Source organism: Campylobacter sp. BCW_4338 (genome assembly GCF_001763255.1).
In the GTDB taxonomy this organism is placed as follows: Bacteria; Campylobacterota; Campylobacteria; order Campylobacterales; family Campylobacteraceae; genus Campylobacter_D; species Campylobacter_D jejuni.
In genome coordinates this window covers 15,821-33,038 of sequence record NZ_MJYJ01000065.1, presented here as the reverse complement: position 1 = coordinate 33,038, position 17,218 = coordinate 15,821, and the positions used below count along the sequence as shown (strand labels likewise).

Here is a 17,218-nt window from a genome sequence, read left to right as displayed (position 1 = left end):
ATGAACGATTTGATTAATTTCGAGATAGTTACGCCTTTGGGTGTAATCTATCAAGGAGAAGTAAAATCTGTTACTTTACCGGGTAGTGAAGGAGAATTTGGCGTGCTTAAAGGACATGCTGCTTTGGTTTCTTCTTTAAAATCTGGAGTAATTGATATTGAAAAAGCTGATTTAAATCATGAATTAATTGCTATTGATGCTGGGCATGCAAAGGTAGATGAAGATAAGATTTGCGTGTTAGCAAAGGGTGCGGTTTGGGTTTGCGGAAGTGATGAAAGTGAGATTGAAAAAAATCTTGCTCAAGCAAAAGATTTGATCAAATCTATGAGTTCTGATAATGCAGCTTTAGCAGCAACTTTTTCAAAACTTGATAATGCAAGGATGCATTAATGAATTTTGAAGCTATATTTCATTTTTTCAATAGTTCAGGTATTATTACTTATATAGTTTTATTATGGCTTTCTTTATATTTTATTTTAGCATTTAGTATTTTGTTTGCTAGATTGACTTATTTGGCTACATGGAGAAATAAGGAAAAAGAAAGTTTAGAAACTTTGCTCTTGGGTGAGAAGGATTTAAGTCGTACTGATTCGATTTTAAGAAAATGCAATGATACAACTTCAAATCATTTAGAAATCTATAAAAATTTAGCAAGTCGTCGCGCTTCTGCTGGACTTACTTGGCTTAGTATTATTGCTTCAACTTCACCTTTTATAGGTCTTTTTGGGACAGTTATTTCTATACTTGAAACTTTTGGTGGGCTTGGAACTCAAAATTCTTTAAGTATCATAGCTCCTAAAATCAGCGAGGCTTTAGTTGCTACAGGTTGTGGTATTTTAGTGGCAATTCCTGCTTATACATTTCATCTTATCATTAAAAGAAAAGCTTTCGAACTTTTAAGCATTATTGATAGCGAGATTAAAGTTATAAGTTCGAGTAAATAAGGTTAAAAATGCCATTTGATGATGAAAAACCTGAACTTAATATCACGCCTTTAGTAGATATTATGCTTGTATTGCTTGCGATTTTAATGGTAACAGCTCCAAGCATTACTTATGAAGAAAAAATTAATCTTCCACAAGGTAGTCAAAAAAATACTAGCTCTCCAACTGTTAAGAGTTTAATTATTAGTATTAATGCAAAAAAAGAAATTTTTTTAAATCAAGAAAAATACGATTTTATAAGTTTTGCTGACAATCTTGCTCAAAGAAAAGCACAATTTAATACCGAAGATCCGGTTTTTATACGCGCTGATAAAAGCTTAAAATATGACGATGTTATTTTAGTCTTAAGAAGTGTAAAAAATTTAGGATTTAATAAAGTTGCTTTACAGACTGAATAATCATGAAAAATTATGGTTTGAGTAATTTAAATTCGTTTTTACTTGCTTTAGTAATATATATTAGTATAGTAATTCTTGTTTTTTTTAGACTTGTAAGCGAGGTTGAACCTGCTATACAATATACCGATATAAAAGATAGTTTTGTAGATATTGAACTTGCTGAACCATCAAAACAAGTTATTACTCAAAGCAACACTCCTAAAGAAATACAAAAACCAACAGAGCAAGTTGATATAGAAAAGCTTTTTGCTCAGACTACAAATAAAACAGTTAAAACAGAAGATATTGACCAAAAGGCAAGTAATTTTAATGAGCTTTTTGGAAATATCAAAGAAATACAAGAAGAAAAGACTACAAAAATTCAATCAAGTGCTAAATCAGGAGCTTCTAGTGCCCCAAAACCTCAAGCTTCCGAACTTGTAAAACAACTTAATGATAGTTTACTTCAAGAAGAAAGTTCAACACAAGGAGAAAGCACAAAGGCGCAAAAGATTGGAATTTATGATGAATTTTTAGGGAAAGTTGTGCGTATTATCACTCAAAGATGGACTCAGTATTATCCAAATAGTGAAAAAATTTCTGTTAAGGTAAAAATTTTTATTGATGAAAATGGAAAATTTGGCTATACTTCAGTTGAAAAAAGTGGGAATCCTTTATATGATGCTAAAGTGGCTGAATTTTTAGAAAGTCAAAAAGGTAAATTTATTACTTATCCTCCGCAAAATAAAAATATAAGCATTACCATGAATTTAAGAGATGAAGCAAAAGTTAAAAATGATTAGGAGAAAAAAATGAAAAAAATTGTAGCAATTTTTTTAGTCTTTTTAGGAAGTCTTTGGGCAGAAGATCCAGTGATTGATGTTGTTAATTCTGGTGTAGTTTTACCAAAGATTATCGTTAAAGATAATTCAAATTTAAGTGATGAGAATTTAAAGAAAAGCTTTTATAATATCATTGTGAACGATTTGAAAGTAAGTTCAAACTTTGAAGTTGTTGCTAATGCAACTGAGACAAGTAATTATACTTTTGAATACGCTTTAAATAAAAATGGTAACACTTTGAGTTTAAATGTAAAAATAAAAGCTGGCGGTTCTGATAAGTCAGAGCAAACTTATACTTTAAATGGTTTAGAGCAATATCCATTTTTGGCACATAAAAGCGTCAAAGCTTCTGTAAATGCATTAGGACTTGCACCTGTTGATTGGATGGATCATAAAATTTTGATCGCGAGAAATTCTAGCTCTAAAAAAAGTCAAATTATTATGGCTGATTATACTTTAACTTATCAAAAAGTTATTGTTGATGGTGGGCTTAATTTATTTCCAAAATGGGGAAATAAAGAACAAACTCTATTTTATTATACAGCTTATGATCATGATAAGCCAACTTTATACCGTTATGATTTAAATACCAATAAAGCTAGTAAAATTTTATCAAGTGGCGGCATGGTTGTAGCAAGTGATGTGAGTGTAGATGGAAGTAAACTACTTGTTACCATGGCTCCAAAAGATCAGCCTGATGTTTATTTATATGACTTAAATACCAAAAATCTAACACAATTAACTAATTATTCTGGTATTGATGTTAATGGAAATTTTATTGGCTCAGATGATAATAAAGTGGTATTTGTAAGCGATCGTTTAGGATATCCTAATATTTTTATGCAAGATTTAAATAGTAATAGTGCTGAACAAGTTGTTTTTCATGGTAGAAACAATTCGGCTGTTTCGACTTATAAAGATTTTTTGGTTTATTCAAGTCGTGAACCAAATCAAGCAGGTGTTTTTAATATTTATTTGATGTCAATTAATAGTGATTATATTCGTCAACTTACAGCAAATGGAAAAAATTTATTTCCAAGATTTTCTAGTGACGGTGGAAGTATAGTATTTATTAAATATTTAGGTGCGCAAAGTGCTTTAGGTGTTATTCGTGTAAATGCAAATAAGACTTTTTATTTTCCTCTTAGGGTTGGAAAAATTCAATCAATTGATTGGTAAAAATTTCAATTTTAGGTTAAAATTAATTAAAAATTAGATATAATAGTAAGAATTTATTAACTTTGAAAGGTCATAAATGAAAAAAATTCTTTTTACTTCAATTGCAGCTCTTGCAGTTGTTATTAGTGGTTGTAGCACAAAAAGCACTAGCGTAAGCGGTGATAGTAGTGTTGATTCAAATCGTGGTTCAGGTGGAAGTGATGGTTGGGATATTGATTCAAAAATTTCTCAACTTAATGATACTTTAAATAAAGTATATTTTGATTTTGATAAATTCAACATTCGTCCTGATATGCAAAATGTTGTAAGCACGAATGCTAATATCTTTAACACTGAAGTAAGCGGTGTAAGTATTACTGTTGAAGGAAACTGCGATGAGTGGGGAACTGATGAATATAACCAAGCTCTAGGTTTAAAAAGAGCAAAAGCTGTAAAAGAAGCTTTAATCGCTAAAGGTGTAAATGCTGATAGAATTGCTGTTAAAAGCTATGGAGAAACAAATCCTGTGTGCACTGAAAAAACTAAAGCTTGTGATGCGCAAAACAGACGTGCTGAATTTAAATTATCAAGATAATTAATGAAAAAAATATTCACAGTAGCTCTTCTTGGAGCTACTTTACTTTATGCAGAAAGCTCAGCTTTTGGTGCAGGAGATATAACAAGCAATTCTTCTTATGGTTTAACTTCAAATGAAAAATTATTTAAAGAAAAGTTAGATAATTTAAATAATGAAAATATACAAACAAATGCTAGAATTAATGAAATTAACGAAAGAATCGAGGGTTTACAAAGCACTTTAGAAGGTATAAATTCTCAATATGCTAAATCAAATTCTAGATTAAGTCAAGTTGAAGAGAATAATCAAAATATTGAAAATAATTTTACTAGTGAAATTCAAAAATTAAAGGCTTATGTTGAAGAAAGTAGAAAAATTCAAGAAGCTAATAATAAGCAAGTAAAAAAAGTTTTAGCCGAACTTAGTTCTTTAGTAGATGCTATTAATGCAAATTATGTTTCTAAAAACGAATTAAATGATGCAAATTTAAGCGTTAAAACTATTACACCTAGTGTTGTTGTTTCAACTGCAGATTCAAATAGTACCATTGAAAACAATAATACTCAAAATACCCAGGATGATAAAGCAAAACAAATTGATGAATCTTGGAAAAAGAAAAAAAATAATGAAATTTTAGAATTAGCGATAAAAGATGTTGATAAAAATGCTTTTGAAGATTCCAAAGCAAAATTAAATTTTCTCATAACAAAGCAGTATAAACCTGCAAGAGCAAATTTTTGGTTAGGGGAGATCGAGTATAAACAAAAAAATTATAACAATGCTATTGTTTATTATAAAAAAAGTTCTTCTTTGAGTACAAAAGGGGATTATTTCCCAAAACTTTTATATCATACTGCCATTTCATTGGATAAAACAGGTGATACAAAAACAGCAAATGGTTTTTATAAAGCTTTAAAAACTAATTATCCAAATTCACCCGAAGCAAAAGCTTCACCTAATAGAAAATAAATTAAGGAGATAAAATGGCTATAGAAAAAAATAGCGTAGTTTCAATGTTTTATGAGTTAAAAGACGCAAATACAAATGAAGTTTTAGAATCAAATTTATACTCTCAACCTATTTCTTTTATTTTAGGCAAAGGTCAGATTTTAGAAAGCTTAGAAGAAGAAGTGATGAAGCTTGATTGCCCTAGCAATGCTGATGTGGTAATTCAAAAAGAAAAAGGTTTAGGCGAATACGATGAAAATGCAATTCAAACTTTGCCAAAAGAGCAATTTGCAGGTATTGATTTAAAGGTAGGTATGGAGCTTTTTGGCGAAGGTGAAAATGGTGAAACCGTTCGTGTAACTGTAAAAGAAATTGGCGAAAATGATGTCACAATTGATTATAATCATCCTTATGCAGGTCGTGATTTGCTTTTTTCTTTAAATATCGTAGATGCTAGAGCTGCGAGTGAAGATGAAATTCTTACAGGTATTATCGCAGGAAGTCATAGTTGTGGTTGTGGAAGCGGACATAAACACGATCATCATCACGGACACGGTGGCGGCGGTTGCTGTGGCGGCGGCGGTTGTGGTTGTCATTAATGAATACTGCATTTATATTTCCAGGTCAAGGCTCTCAAAGTCTTGGCATGGGAAAAGATTTTTATGAAAACTCTATAAAAGCCAAAGAACTCCTTCAAAATGCAAGTGATTTTTGTAAGATTGATTTTAAACATTTGCTTTTTGAAGAAAACGAAAAACTCAATCAAAGTGAATTTACTCAACCTGCCATCGTTTTAAATTCCTTAATGGCTTATAGTGTTTTGCTTGAAAAAAAATCTGATTTAAGTTCGAAATTTGCCTTAGGGCATTCTTTAGGTGAATTTTCAGCCTTAGCTGTTAATGGTGCTTTTGATTTTTTAGAGGCTCTTTCTTTGGTCAATAAAAGAGGGCTTTTTATGCAAGAAGATTGTGTAAAAGTTGAAGCGGGTATGATGGTTGTTTTAGGGCTTGATGATGAAAAGGTTGAAGAGCTTTGCCAAAAAGCACAAAAAGAAAACAAGCAAATTTTCGCTGCAAATTATAACTGCGATGGACAAATCGTTGTAGCAGGTTTAAAACCTGATTTAGCAAGTTATGAAAGTGTATTTAAAGAAGCAGGAGCTAAAAGAGCTATGCTTTTAAATATGAGCGTGGCAAGTCATTGTCCTCTTTTGGAAAATGCTTCAGCTAAGCTTTGTGTGGAGCTTGAAAAGGTGTTAAAACCAAATTTTAAAGCCGTAATTTCTAATGCAAATGCTAAAATTTATACAAGCAAAGAAGAAGCCCTTGAACTTTTAAAAGCACAACTTATCTCTCCTGTGCTTTATAAACAAAGCATTAAGGCATGTGAAAATGAAGTAGATTATTTCATAGAATTTGGTGCAAGCGTGCTTAAGGGTTTGAATAAAAAAATCACTTCAAAAGAAACTTATGCTTTAACAAATATGAATGATATTGATGAATTTTTAAAGGTTATATGATGAAAATAGCAATTTTAGGAGCCATGAGTGAAGAAATCACTCCTTTGCTTGAAACACTTAAAGATTATACAAAAATAGAACACGCTAATAATACTTATTATTTTGCAAAGTATAAAAATCATGAACTTGTTTTAGCGTATTCTAAAATCGGCAAGGTAAATTCTACTCTTAGTGCTAGTGTGATGATAGAAAAATTTGGCGCACAAGCTTTGCTTTTTACAGGAGTTGCAGGTGCTTTTAATCCTGAACTTGAAATTGGTGATTTGCTTTATGCAACAAAATTAGCCCAATACGATCTTGATATTACCGCTTTTGGGCATCCTTTGGGTTTTGTTCCAGGTAATGAAATTTTTATCAAAACCGATGAGAAATTAAACAATCTTGCTTTAGAAGTTGCTAAGGAATTAAATATCAAACTTCGTGCAGGTATTATTGCAACGGGTGATGAGTTTATTTGCGATGAAGCAAAAAAAGCAAAAATTAGAGAAATTTTCAATGCGGATGCTTGTGAAATGGAAGGCGCAAGTGTGGCTTTGGTTTGTGATGCTTTAAAGGTGCCTTGTTTTATCTTAAGAGCTATGAGTGATAAAGCAGGGGAAAAGGCTGAATTTGATTTTGATGAATTTGTGATCAATTCAGCTAAAATTTCAGCCAATTTTGTGCTTAAAATGTGCGAGAAATTATGATAAATCTTAGCAAAAAACTCATACGCCAAGTTGCACAAGCTAATGCTAAATTTGGACTTATTAAAGATGGAGATAGGGTTCTTTTAGGGCTTAGTGGCGGGAAAGATTCTTTGGCTTTAGCCCATCTTTTAAATCGTATGCAAGCTCATGCTCCTTTTAAATTTGAACTTGAAGCGGTAACTTTGAGTTATGGCATGGGCGAGGATTATTCTCATCTTCATGCACATTGTGAAGAACACGGCATTAAACATAGCGTGCTTGATTCAAATATTTATGAAGTTTCAGGCGATACCATAAGAGAAAATTCAAGTTTTTGTAGTTATTTTTCGAGAATGCGTCGTGGAGCTTTATATACTTACGCTCTTGAAAAAGGTTTTAACAAGCTTGCTATAGCCCATCATTTAGATGATGCAGCAGAAAGCTTTTTTATGAATTTTATTCATAATGGAGCTTTAAGAACCTTAGCGCCTATTTATCAAAGCAAACGCGGTGTAACTGTGATACGCCCTTTGATTTTTGTGCGAGAAAGACAGCTTAGGGATAATGCTACACAAAATGAACTTAGCGTGATAGGAAATGAATTTTGTCCTGGTATGAAACTCAGCGAAAAAAATGTAAAATTCCCCCACGCTAGAGAAGAAGCTAAACAGCTTTTAGCAAATTTAGAAAAAGATCATCCTAAGCTTTTTACAAGTTTAAAAACCGCTTTTGCCAATTTACACACGGAGAGTTTTTGGCTTCAAAAGGCATAAAAGCATGAAAAAAGCTTTTGTTTTAGTGGATTATCAAAATGATTTTATTGATGGAAGTTTAGGTTTTGATAAGGCTTTAAAAATCAAAGAAAATATTCTTAAAGCCTTAAATCAAATCGATTTTAATAACACGCATTTGCTTTTAACCTATGATACGCATGATGAGCATTATCTACAAAGTAAAGAAGGTTTAAATTTACCTGTAAAACATTGTATTAAAGAGAGTTTGGGTTGGCAAATGCCAAAGGAATTTGAACCTTTTTTACAAAAAGCTCATAAAATTTTTTATAAAAATACTTTTGGTAGCTTAGAACTAGCTAATTTCATACAAAAAAGCGATTATGAAGAACTTCATTTTGCAGGGCTTGTTTCTCATATTTGTGTGTTTTGTAATATCATTTTAGCTTTTGGCGCTAAGCCTAATGCAAGGATAATTTTACACCAAAATTTAAGTGCAAGTTTTGATGAAAATTTAGAAAAATCCGCTTTTGATATACTTAGGGCTTATGGTATTGAAATTGTTTAATGCAAGGCTTTATACTTCATACTCAAAAAGTTAAAGATGAGGATTTGATCGTTTATATTTTAAGTCCTAAAATGCTTATTAAGGCTTATCGTTTTTATGGACTTAGACATTCTAGTATTTTAAGCGGCTATAAAATCGACTTTGCTTTAGAAGAAAATCCTAGTTTTTTACCAAGACTTAAAGATGTATTGCATTTGGGATTTTTATGGATTATGCAAAGGGATAAAATGCTTATTTGGCAAGAATTTATCCGTCTTTTATATAGACACTTAAAAGATGTGGAAGAGCTTGATAGTTTTTATTTTGATTTACTTGATGAGTGTGTGAAAAGGTTTGAAAAACAAAATCCAAAGCGTGTTATTGTTGATGCTTATTTAAAAATTTTGGAATTTGAAGGAAGATTGCATAAAGATTTTTTTTGTTTTGCCTGTGATGAGAAAATTCAAAATTCCATTACATTACTAAGGGCTTTTTTACCTTCGCATTCTCAATGTGCTTTAGGATTTGAGTTTGAAGAGAAAAAACTAAAACAATTTTATAGCAGTAAAAATTGTGCGATTTTTGATGATGAAGAAATAGAAAATTTATATCATTTGATTAAGGAAGGTTTATGATATTAAGTAATGAAAAATGTGATTTTTTAGAATCTATAGCAAGTTTTTTAAGTCCTAAAGATGTGGAGCTTGTCTTTGTGGATAGTAAAGAAATGCAAGAAATTAACTTAGAGCAAAGAAAACAAGATAAAACCACTGATGTACTTTCTTTTCCGCTTGAAAATATCGATGAGAGTTTGCCTTTGGGTTCTGTTGTGATCAATGTGGATTTGGCAAAAGAGAAGGCTAAAGAGTTAGGGCATAGCTATGAAGAAGAAATAAGCTTGCTTTTTATCCACGCTATGCTTCATTTGTTAGGTTTTGATCATGAAAATGATAATGGAGAAATGAGAGAAAAAGAGAAAGAACTTATAGAGCATTTTAATTTGCCTAAAAGTTTGATTATAAGGACTTTAAAAGATTAAGTAAGAATTTTTTCTTCGAGTGTTAGAAGGTTTTATATTATATATTTTAAATTATGAGTAGATATTTTAAGAAAAAATCATTTTTGCCGATTTATCTTAATAAATTTCATTTACAAGGAAGGCAAAAATGATTAATGGTATAAATTCTTATTCAAACTACAATTACACAAATACTTTTAGTAATACTACTTCAAATACAAAATCATCTAATGCCATAGCAAATAATAACCTTGTAAGTGATAAATCACAAGCGGTAGATAAAATTTTAGGCTATGGCGTAGATAAAGAGGGCTTTTTTACAAGTGATTTCAACGAAGCAGCAGGCTTGCCAAAAGATTATAAGATTTATGCAGATGGTTTAAATAATTTTGTAAATAACTTTATTAAAAGACAACCTTTTTACTCTCAAATAGACATTGCTAAAACAATAGGAAATGCTTATAACTCTTTTTCTTCTTTTGTTAAAGATAAGGGATTAGGAGAAAGCTTTCAAGAACAGGATTTAAAAAATCTATCCCAAAAAGATGGGGTAAATTATTGGCAAGAATTACAAAGCGATAATGCTTTCATTTGGAAGCTTACTGATGAAAATATAGCAGATTTGGGTTCTAATAAATATCAAATACATGATAACAAAATATCTAAAGGTGGTGCTTTAATTGCGTTTTTTATAAATAATCTTAGCACAATTAAAGGACAAACAACCTTACTGGGTAAATTAGCTGGACTTAATAGCGATACGGACAACAATGAAATAAAAGAATTTTTGTCCTTTATGAATAAAAATCCTTTAAAATATTCCTACGAGCAAGATGGCTGGGGCAATCCTATGGGAGATAGTTTATCAATATGGAATTATATAAATAGAGCTAAAAATTTAGGAGATGATAAACTAATAAAAACTATTGAGAATTTAGGAGATGAATACAATAAGCTTATTAATTCTAATATGAGCCTAGAAGAATTTAAAACTAAATATCTTGATTTTAAACAAAGGCACGATGAGTTTGTAAAATCACTAGAAGAAGCAGAAAAGGCAAAAGGTGTAGATTATAGCAATCCTTTAAAAAATACAAATAACAAAGAAACTTCAGAAGAAGACAAAGAAAAGCCTTTTAAACCTATACAAGCAGAAAGTAAAAACAAAGAAACTTACAAAGATGATAATGTAAGAAACGAGCTTGTAAAAAAACTATTAGAAGATAAATTTAACACTAGTAAAGAATTAGAAATTCTTTTTGGTGTGAAATTTAGTGATGATGATGCAGGAGAATTTAATAAAATTCTTTCTTTAAATTCTGCACCAAAAAGTATAGATATTAAGGCTTAAGGTTTTTTAAATTATAAAAATCGATCAAGTTAAACTAAAAAATTCTTCTATTTTTTTTCGCATTTCTTCGACATTGTCGATACGATTAACGCTATCTCTAAAGGCTGAAGCGTCTTTATAGCCTTTAGAATACTCGTGTAAATGTTTGCGAAATATACTTACGCCTTGATCTTTGTAGTGTTTTATCATTTCATCAAAATGAGTGAGTATGATTTCTTTTTTGAGTTTTTCATCTACGCTTTTACCGCTTTTGATTTCATAAAATATCCAAGGATTTCCCACGCTTGCACGCCCTATCATGAGTCCATCGCATTTTGTGATTTCATAAACTTCTTTAGCGTTTTGTGCGTTAATATCACCATTTGCAATCACAGGAATTTTCACGCTCGCTTTAGCACTGGCAATGGATTCATAATCGGCTTTTCCGCTATAAAGCTGTTTTCTTGTGCGTCCGTGGATGCTTACAAAATCCACCCCCAAGCTTTCACAAATTTTAGCCATTTTTTCAGGATATTTTTCATTAAATCCTAGTCGAAATTTCACACTTGTAAGGCTTTTTTTATTGTTTTCTTTAATTACTCCTACAAGATTTTTAAAAAGCTCTAATTTTTCTAGCAAAGCACTACCAGCGCATTGTTTAACAACTTTATTTACAGGGCAACCGCAATTAAAATCAATCCCATCTACAAAATCCATTTCATTTAGCATTTGCACTGCTTTTTTTAGCACTTCTTTATCTCCACCTGCAATTTGGACTATATAAGGATTTTCTAATTCAGCTCTTTCTAGCATATGTAGAGTTTTAGAACTTTCATAAACTAAGGCATTAGAACTTATCATTTCGCTTATGGTGATATCAGCACCAAATTTTTTTACTACATTACGAAAAGGCAGATCTGAAAAACCTGCCATAGGAGCTAAAAATAAAGGTTTTTTGCTAAAATCTATCATTGTATGAGTTGGTTTAGATTGATTTTGATATTTTTTTCACGCAAGGCTAAAAAGGCTTTAAAATCATTAAATTTCTTATCATCATTGTGAATTTGCTCTCTTAACTCATCTAAAAGTCCAAATTCAGCTAAAAGATATAAATGTGCTCTTAAAGCTTCGCTTTTTTCATTTTTAATTTTGTTAAAAATTCCTAAAATAGCATCAGGATTTAAAAGTTTAGTACTTAGTTTTGCTGCGTTAAGATAGTCTTTTTCGCTTAGTATATTGTGTGAAAGTAAAACTTCATATTCTGCTGCACTAAGTTCTAAATTTCCTTCTTTAAAACGCTTGATAAGTGTGAGAACTTCAGAAGGCTTTTTAGGGATTTTTACATTTTTAATTTGTTCATAACTAGCTTTTTCTATAAGAGTGTTAAAAGCAATTTCTTCAAATTCATCTTTGATTTCATTAAGGTTTTTAAGTTTGCTATAGGCATAATTTGCATCGTTTTTGAGATGATTTTTTTCATTTTGCAAATATAAAACATTGTTATTTTCGAGTTTAAATTTACTAAGGTTAAAAAATTCGTTTTTATTTAAACCATCAATAAGATCTAAAATTTCATTGATTTTATTTGAGTGTGGAATTTTTTCATGTGTTTTTAGGGTTTTAAAAAGTTGTGCCACAGCTCTAAATTCTTTTGTTTGAAAAGTGGTTTTAAGATCTTTTTCAAGGAGCAAATCTTGAGTATAAGCTTCAAATTTAGCTGCATCTTTAAAAAAATGCTTAAATTTTAAATAACGCAAAAATCCATAAAATGCTATGTGCAAAACGGCTAAAATCATATAAACAAATAAAGGAATAACAAGCCATATCATAATAGGTAGTTCAAAGGTATAAGTACTGATATTTAGAGTATAGCTTCCTAGTTCTAGATGCCAAGCAAAGGCAAAAATAAGTGCTATATAAATAAAACTTGCAAGTAAAAAGAGTTTAATTTTCATGTTTTTTTCCTTGTTCTGCAATTTGACGGCAAGTGATACAATATCTTGCGTGAGGTTTGACTTTTAGTCTTTGAGAGTCGATTTCATCATCGCAAGATTCGCAAATTCCATAAGTGCCGTTTTTGATTTTATCTAAAGAATTTTCGATTTCTATAAGTTCTTCTTTGAGATTGGTGCTGATAGTAAAGTCAATTTGAGAGCCTGTTTCTATGATAGAAAAATCTACACTATCGCTTGGGACGCTATTGTGAAGAGCTTCGATTTCATTTGAATTGCTTTGCAAATTTTCTAAGATGGTTTTTTTTCTTTCTTCTAAAATATTTTTGAAATTTTGTATTTCATTTTTTTTCATTTTAAAACTTTCTATTTGTGATAAGGGTGATTGTTGTTGATGCAAAATGCACGATAAATTTGTTCTAAAAGTAAGGTTTTAACAAATTGATGTGCTAAAGTAAGTTTGCTTAATGATAGTCTAAAATCCAAACTTTGATTAAATTCTTCTCTTAAACCATAAGCACCACCTATAAAAAAACTTAATTCATTTTTATCTTGGATGAGTTTTGCAAATTCTATACTTGTAAGTTCTTTCCCTTGTTCATCAAGAGCGATACAATAGCCTTTTTTATAAGGCATAAAAGCTTCTTCATAGCTTTTTTTTGCTTCTATGGCATTTAAATTTTGAGCTAAGGCTATTTTTTTATTAAAAACATTTATTTCTTTTAAAGTGGCGTATTTAGAAATAAGTTTAGAGTATTTCTCACTCCAAGTTTTAAATTCATCACTTTTTTGAATACAAAAGATATTAACTTGCAAATTATTTTCCACTGAAAAATTTTAGCACATCGCTAAGATATTGTTTTTGTTCTCCTCTTTCAACTATGGCATCTATAAGTCCATGTTCTAACAAGAACTCTGCTTTTTGAAAGCCTTCAGGTAAATCTGCTCCTATAGTTTGTTTAATAACTCTTGCACCAGCAAAACCGACTAAAGCTTCAGGTTCAGCGATGATTAAATCTCCAAGCCAAGCAAAAGAAGCACTTACTCCGCCCATAGTAGGATCAGTTAAAATGCTAATATAAGGAAGTTTTTCTTTGCTAAGAAGTTTAAGTGCGGCGCTAGTTTTGCTCATTTGCATCAAAGAATAAGTACTTTCTTGCATTCTAGCTCCACCGCTTGCACTTACGATGACAAGAGGGGTTTTGCTTGTGATGGCTCTTTGTACAGCTCTAACGATTTTTTCTCCTTCAACAGAACCTAAAGATCCGCCCATAAAAGAAAAATCAAATACAACAAGTTGGGTTTTTAAACCATTGATTTCACATTCTCCACTAATAACAGAACTTTTTCTACCTGTTTTACTTTCACCTTCGCTAAGGCGTTTTTTATAGGATTTGCTATCAACAAATTTTAAAGGATCTATAGCCTCTAAATTTGCATCATACTCAATAAAACTGCCTTCATCGCTTAAAAGTTTAATACGTTCATCAGCTGAAATTCTCATGTGATAATTACATTTAGGGCAAACATTAAAACAAGATTCTATTTCTTTATAATACATCAAAGCATGACAACTTTGGCATTTTACCCAGTGATTTGGAGCTTCTTTAACGCTAGGTTGTTGTCTTCTTATTTTTGAAAAAATATCTGCAAAATTCATATATTCACCTAATTATTTTTTAAAAATTTTAAGATTATATCAAAAATTTTTTTGTCTTGGCTTAGGAGAAGGAAATTTTCATTTTTTTCTATATATAAATTTTGATGAATTGTTAAAGCAGCTACTGTATCAAAAATTCGTGTTTTTCCAAGAATTAATACAAAACTAAAATACGAAGCATAAGCGAGACTTAAGGCTGTTGCGCCCAAAGAGCGAAATTTTAATTGATTTTTTGTTAAAAAATCGAGAAGTTCTGGATAAAGTGAAATTTTTTCAACTATACCTATTTTAGAAAATAGATTAGGTGTTAAGGGTGAGTATTTTGGATCGGAAAGATTAGATTTAAAAGCTTGATTGTTATTAAAAGCAAAAATTTCTTGACTGACAAGATTGCAAACAAAAGCGCTTTTTGCCTGATCTTTTTCTATGAGAGCTATAGAAGTTCCATAAAATGGTATTTTAGAAACAAAATTTGAACTTCCATCCAAAGGATCAAGAATCATTTGTTTTGGGTTATCTTTCCCGATCAAGCCACTTTCTTCAGAAAAAATTTGCCCAAAACAACTAAGGTATTTTATGAAAATTTGTTCACATTTTAAGTCAAGCTCATAGCCTTGATTTTTATCATAGCCTAATTTAGAGCAAAGTTTAAGATCATTTTGTGGGATATTGTTTAGATACTTGCGTATTTGCAAATTTGCATTCAAGCAAGCATCTAAAAATTCTTTCATTAAAAGCGTGTTCCAAGATTAAATTCAAAACTATTAGTATCATCACCTTTTTTATCATTAAGAGGTTTGGCAAATACAAGCTGTAAAGGCCCAATTGGTGTAATCCATTCAATGCCTATACCTGTACTCATTCTTTTTATTTCATCTAAATTTTTACGCCCTATCATACCATAATCAAAAAACACGCTACCACGAAGTTTGATTCTATCAATCAAAGGGAAGCTAAGTTCTACGGAATTGGCAAAAGCTATGGTTCCTCCCACTTCATCTCCCCATTGGTTTTTAGGACTTACCGTTCTGCTTTCAAAACCGCGTATCGATCTAATACCACCTAAATAAATTCTTTGATTAATTGGCAAATAGCCTTCATCCCATACTTTATAAAAACTCGCTTTATAACGATAAATAAGATCATATCCTATATAGTCTTGCAAACCTTGATAAAAGTTAAATTTAGAGCTTGATGAAATAAATTCTTGATCTCCGCCAAGTCCAGCGTATTCTAAACTAGTTGAAGCAATGATACCTGATCGTGGCAGATAATAATCATCTGTATTGTTAAAGGTGATTGCTGGAGTTATAGAGCTTTTAATACTTTTGCCAAGTTCATATCCTGTTCTTAAAAGAGTTGGACTTAAGTGATAAATATCGCTTTGTTCAAGATTATAAGTTAAGCTTACATTATAGTATCTTGCAAATTGGCGTCCAACTGTTATATCAAAGCCGTAATTTTTTTCTGAATAATTATCCCATTCATAGTTATTTGAATAAAGTGTTCCACCTAGGCTATATTGACTATCAAGAACGCGTGGATTTATGAGACTAATCCTTCCTGATAAGGTATCATCGCTTTTATCTACGCTTACAGAGCTTTTTATTCCTGAACCAAAGATATTTGTATCTGATAAAGAAGCATTAAGTAAAATACCATCGCTTGATCCATAGCCAATGCCTCCAGAAATAGCTCCTGTAGAAGCTTCTTTAACATCAACAATCAAATCAATATGTGTATCATCAACTTTTTCTTCTTTGATATTTACATCGTCAAAATAAGAAGTTCTTTTTAAAGCATTTTTTGACTCGCTTAAGTCTGTTCTATTGTATAAATTACCTTCTGTTATATATAATTCTCGGCGTATGACGCGATCTACAGTGCGTGAATTTCCTGAAATAATAACATTTCTTATATAAACTTTATCGTGAGGGATTACTTTAAATACAACGGTAGCTTCTTGAGTTTGATCATTTTTTTGAATATCAGGATAGACTTCTACAAACGCATAACCTAAATCAGCACTTTGTGTTTCTATGGTTTTAACATCTTTTCTAATGTCTTCAATATTGATAGTTTTGCCAGCGCTTGATCTTAAATCTTTTACGGTTTGTGCATTTTGTTTATCATCAAATAAAGGATTTTCTATGTTTATACTTTTAATTTTATAAGGCTTTCCTTCTTTGATAAAATAAGTCAAATTTGCTTGATAAGTATCTGTGTAGGTTTTAAGATAAGGAGGAGATACTTGAACATCTAAATATCCTTTTTTCATGTACTCATCAGCAATTCTTGAACTATCATTACTAAGCTCAAAAACTTTTAATTTTCCATCATTGCGCCCCCACATCCAACCCATAAATTCTTTTTCTTTATTGACAATTGAAGGTTCTATATCAGAATATGAAAATTTCTTGGCTCCACTTAAATGAACATTATCAATAATGATATTTTCACCACGATTTACTATAAATTCAAGCTCTAATCCATCGGTATTTTCTAAAGTCTTTTTTTTGTATTCTACAATAGTATCAAAATAACTTTTTGCTTCATAATAAGCTTTAATGCGTTCAATAGCTTCTTTTATACTTCCTTCATCAAGTAGCGTACCTCTTTTAATCCCTAAAATACTTTCAACTTGTTTTCTATCATTTGAAGCTATACCTGTGATAGTAACCTTTGCTATAGTTGGTTTTTCAGTAACTATAATTTCCAAAATTCCATTGTTGTTTTCTACTGCAATATTTTCGAAATAATTTTGTTTATAAAGATTAAGAATAGCAGTGTTGATTTTTGCAGGATTTATTTCTTCTCCTATTTTAAGCCCTGTAATATTTATGGCACTTGTATTTGATAAGTGGTTTAATCCGATAAATTTAATATCCTTAATGGTTGCTGCATTGGCTATAGCAACTAAAGCACAAATACTAATAAGATGTTTTTTCAT

Annotated in this window: 22 protein-coding genes; 15 read left to right on the top strand and 7 right to left on the bottom strand. The window is 30.7% G+C overall.

The features are described 5' to 3' along the window. From atpC to AJN69_RS08445, 15 genes are all read left to right on the top strand, one after another. Complete coding sequence (gene atpC / locus AJN69_RS08515) at positions 1-390, top strand: ATP synthase F1 subunit epsilon (protein WP_002851752.1); 390 nt, start codon at positions 1-3, stop codon at positions 388-390. Beyond that, positions 390-944: a MotA/TolQ/ExbB proton channel family protein gene (locus tag AJN69_RS08510; RefSeq protein ID WP_070288078.1), complete on the top strand. Its 555-nt coding sequence runs from the start codon at positions 390-392 to the stop codon at positions 942-944. Before atpC ends, AJN69_RS08510 begins: the two co-directional genes overlap by 1 nt. Positions 945-952: 8 nt before the next feature. After that, on the top strand, positions 953-1,342 hold the full coding sequence (locus AJN69_RS08505; RefSeq protein WP_002860941.1) for an ExbD/TolR family protein: 390 nt from the start codon (positions 953-955) through the stop codon (positions 1,340-1,342). Between the two features lie 2 nt (positions 1,343-1,344). Then, entirely contained in the window at positions 1,345-2,124 is a 780-nt protein-coding gene (locus AJN69_RS08500) for a TonB C-terminal domain-containing protein (protein ID WP_070280650.1), read from the top strand. A gap of 9 nt (positions 2,125-2,133) precedes the next feature. Next, a complete protein-coding gene (gene tolB, locus AJN69_RS08495) occupies positions 2,134-3,342 on the top strand; it encodes a Tol-Pal system protein TolB (RefSeq protein WP_044779377.1) in 1,209 nt (402 codons plus the stop codon). A gap of 76 nt (positions 3,343-3,418) precedes the next feature. Beyond that, entirely contained in the window at positions 3,419-3,916 is a 498-nt protein-coding gene (gene pal, locus AJN69_RS08490; protein ID WP_002851617.1) for a peptidoglycan-associated lipoprotein Pal, read from the top strand. 3 nt (positions 3,917-3,919) lie between these two features. Then, positions 3,920-4,867 carry a tol-pal system YbgF family protein gene (locus tag AJN69_RS08485; RefSeq protein WP_002860944.1) on the top strand — a complete coding sequence of 316 codons (948 nt, stop codon included), beginning with the start codon at positions 3,920-3,922 and terminating at the stop codon, positions 4,865-4,867. 14 nt (positions 4,868-4,881) lie between these two features. Next, positions 4,882-5,445 carry a peptidylprolyl isomerase gene (locus AJN69_RS08480; RefSeq protein ID WP_070274127.1) on the top strand — a complete coding sequence of 188 codons (564 nt, stop codon included), beginning with the start codon at positions 4,882-4,884 and terminating at the stop codon, positions 5,443-5,445. 47 nt (positions 5,446-5,492) lie between these two features. Then, positions 5,493-6,365, top strand: a complete 873-nt coding sequence (locus tag AJN69_RS08475; RefSeq protein ID WP_261663985.1) for an ACP S-malonyltransferase — start codon at positions 5,493-5,495, stop codon at positions 6,363-6,365. Continuing rightward, the gene (pfs, locus tag AJN69_RS08470) at positions 6,362-7,051 is read left to right on the top strand and encodes an aminodeoxyfutalosine nucleosidase (RefSeq protein WP_002859787.1); all 690 of its coding nucleotides are present in this window, start codon (positions 6,362-6,364) and stop codon (positions 7,049-7,051) included. Before AJN69_RS08475 ends, pfs begins: the two co-directional genes overlap by 4 nt. Continuing rightward, positions 7,048-7,803, top strand: a complete 756-nt coding sequence (locus AJN69_RS08465; protein WP_002866734.1) for a tRNA 2-thiocytidine(32) synthetase TtcA — start codon at positions 7,048-7,050, stop codon at positions 7,801-7,803. The genes pfs and AJN69_RS08465 overlap by 4 nt, the downstream gene beginning before the upstream one ends. A 4-nt stretch (positions 7,804-7,807) precedes the next feature. After that, positions 7,808-8,329 (top strand): isochorismatase family cysteine hydrolase, encoded by a 522-nt coding sequence (locus AJN69_RS08460; protein WP_002785057.1) that lies wholly within the window; start codon positions 7,808-7,810, stop codon positions 8,327-8,329. Further along, the gene (recO, locus tag AJN69_RS08455; RefSeq protein ID WP_002851895.1) at positions 8,329-8,943 is read left to right on the top strand and encodes a recombination protein RecO; all 615 of its coding nucleotides are present in this window, start codon (positions 8,329-8,331) and stop codon (positions 8,941-8,943) included. The genes AJN69_RS08460 and recO overlap by 1 nt, the downstream gene beginning before the upstream one ends. Then, positions 8,940-9,347, top strand: coding sequence for an rRNA maturation RNase YbeY (gene ybeY, locus AJN69_RS08450; RefSeq protein ID WP_070288075.1), 408 nt, complete (start codon positions 8,940-8,942; stop codon positions 9,345-9,347). Before recO ends, ybeY begins: the two co-directional genes overlap by 4 nt. A 127-nt stretch (positions 9,348-9,474) precedes the next feature. Then, on the top strand, positions 9,475-10,677 hold the full coding sequence (locus AJN69_RS08445; protein ID WP_070288074.1) for a Cj0814 family flagellar-dependent secreted protein: 1,203 nt from the start codon (positions 9,475-9,477) through the stop codon (positions 10,675-10,677). A 24-nt stretch (positions 10,678-10,701) separates the two neighbouring features. Here AJN69_RS08445 and AJN69_RS08440 read toward each other — a convergent pair whose 3' ends face one another. From AJN69_RS08440 to bamA, 7 genes are read right to left on the bottom strand one after another with little or no spacing between them, the layout of a single operon-like run. Then, complete coding sequence (locus tag AJN69_RS08440) at positions 10,702-11,628, bottom strand: tRNA-dihydrouridine synthase (RefSeq protein WP_070243412.1); 927 nt, start codon at positions 11,626-11,628, stop codon at positions 10,702-10,704. Next, positions 11,625-12,611 carry a hypothetical protein gene (locus AJN69_RS08435; protein ID WP_002877207.1) on the bottom strand — a complete coding sequence of 329 codons (987 nt, stop codon included), beginning with the start codon at positions 12,609-12,611 and terminating at the stop codon, positions 11,625-11,627. The genes AJN69_RS08440 and AJN69_RS08435 overlap by 4 nt, the downstream gene beginning before the upstream one ends. Further along, entirely contained in the window at positions 12,601-12,963 is a 363-nt protein-coding gene (dksA, locus tag AJN69_RS08430; RefSeq protein ID WP_002870403.1) for a molecular chaperone DnaK suppressor DksA, read from the bottom strand. Before dksA ends, AJN69_RS08435 begins: the two co-directional genes overlap by 11 nt. 11 nt (positions 12,964-12,974) lie before the next feature. Next, entirely contained in the window at positions 12,975-13,424 is a 450-nt protein-coding gene (locus tag AJN69_RS08425) for a 23S rRNA (pseudouridine(1915)-N(3))-methyltransferase RlmH (RefSeq protein WP_070210196.1), read from the bottom strand. A gap of 1 nt (position 13,425) precedes the next feature. Continuing rightward, on the bottom strand, positions 13,426-14,268 hold the full coding sequence (gene accD, locus AJN69_RS08420) for an acetyl-CoA carboxylase, carboxyltransferase subunit beta (RefSeq protein WP_002877210.1): 843 nt from the start codon (positions 14,266-14,268) through the stop codon (positions 13,426-13,428). A gap of 8 nt (positions 14,269-14,276) precedes the next feature. After that, positions 14,277-14,999 carry an inositol monophosphatase family protein gene (locus tag AJN69_RS08415; RefSeq protein WP_002870405.1) on the bottom strand — a complete coding sequence of 241 codons (723 nt, stop codon included), beginning with the start codon at positions 14,997-14,999 and terminating at the stop codon, positions 14,277-14,279. Beyond that, positions 14,999-17,218 (bottom strand): outer membrane protein assembly factor BamA, encoded by a 2,220-nt coding sequence (gene bamA / locus AJN69_RS08410; RefSeq protein ID WP_070288072.1) that lies wholly within the window; start codon positions 17,216-17,218, stop codon positions 14,999-15,001. Before bamA ends, AJN69_RS08415 begins: the two co-directional genes overlap by 1 nt.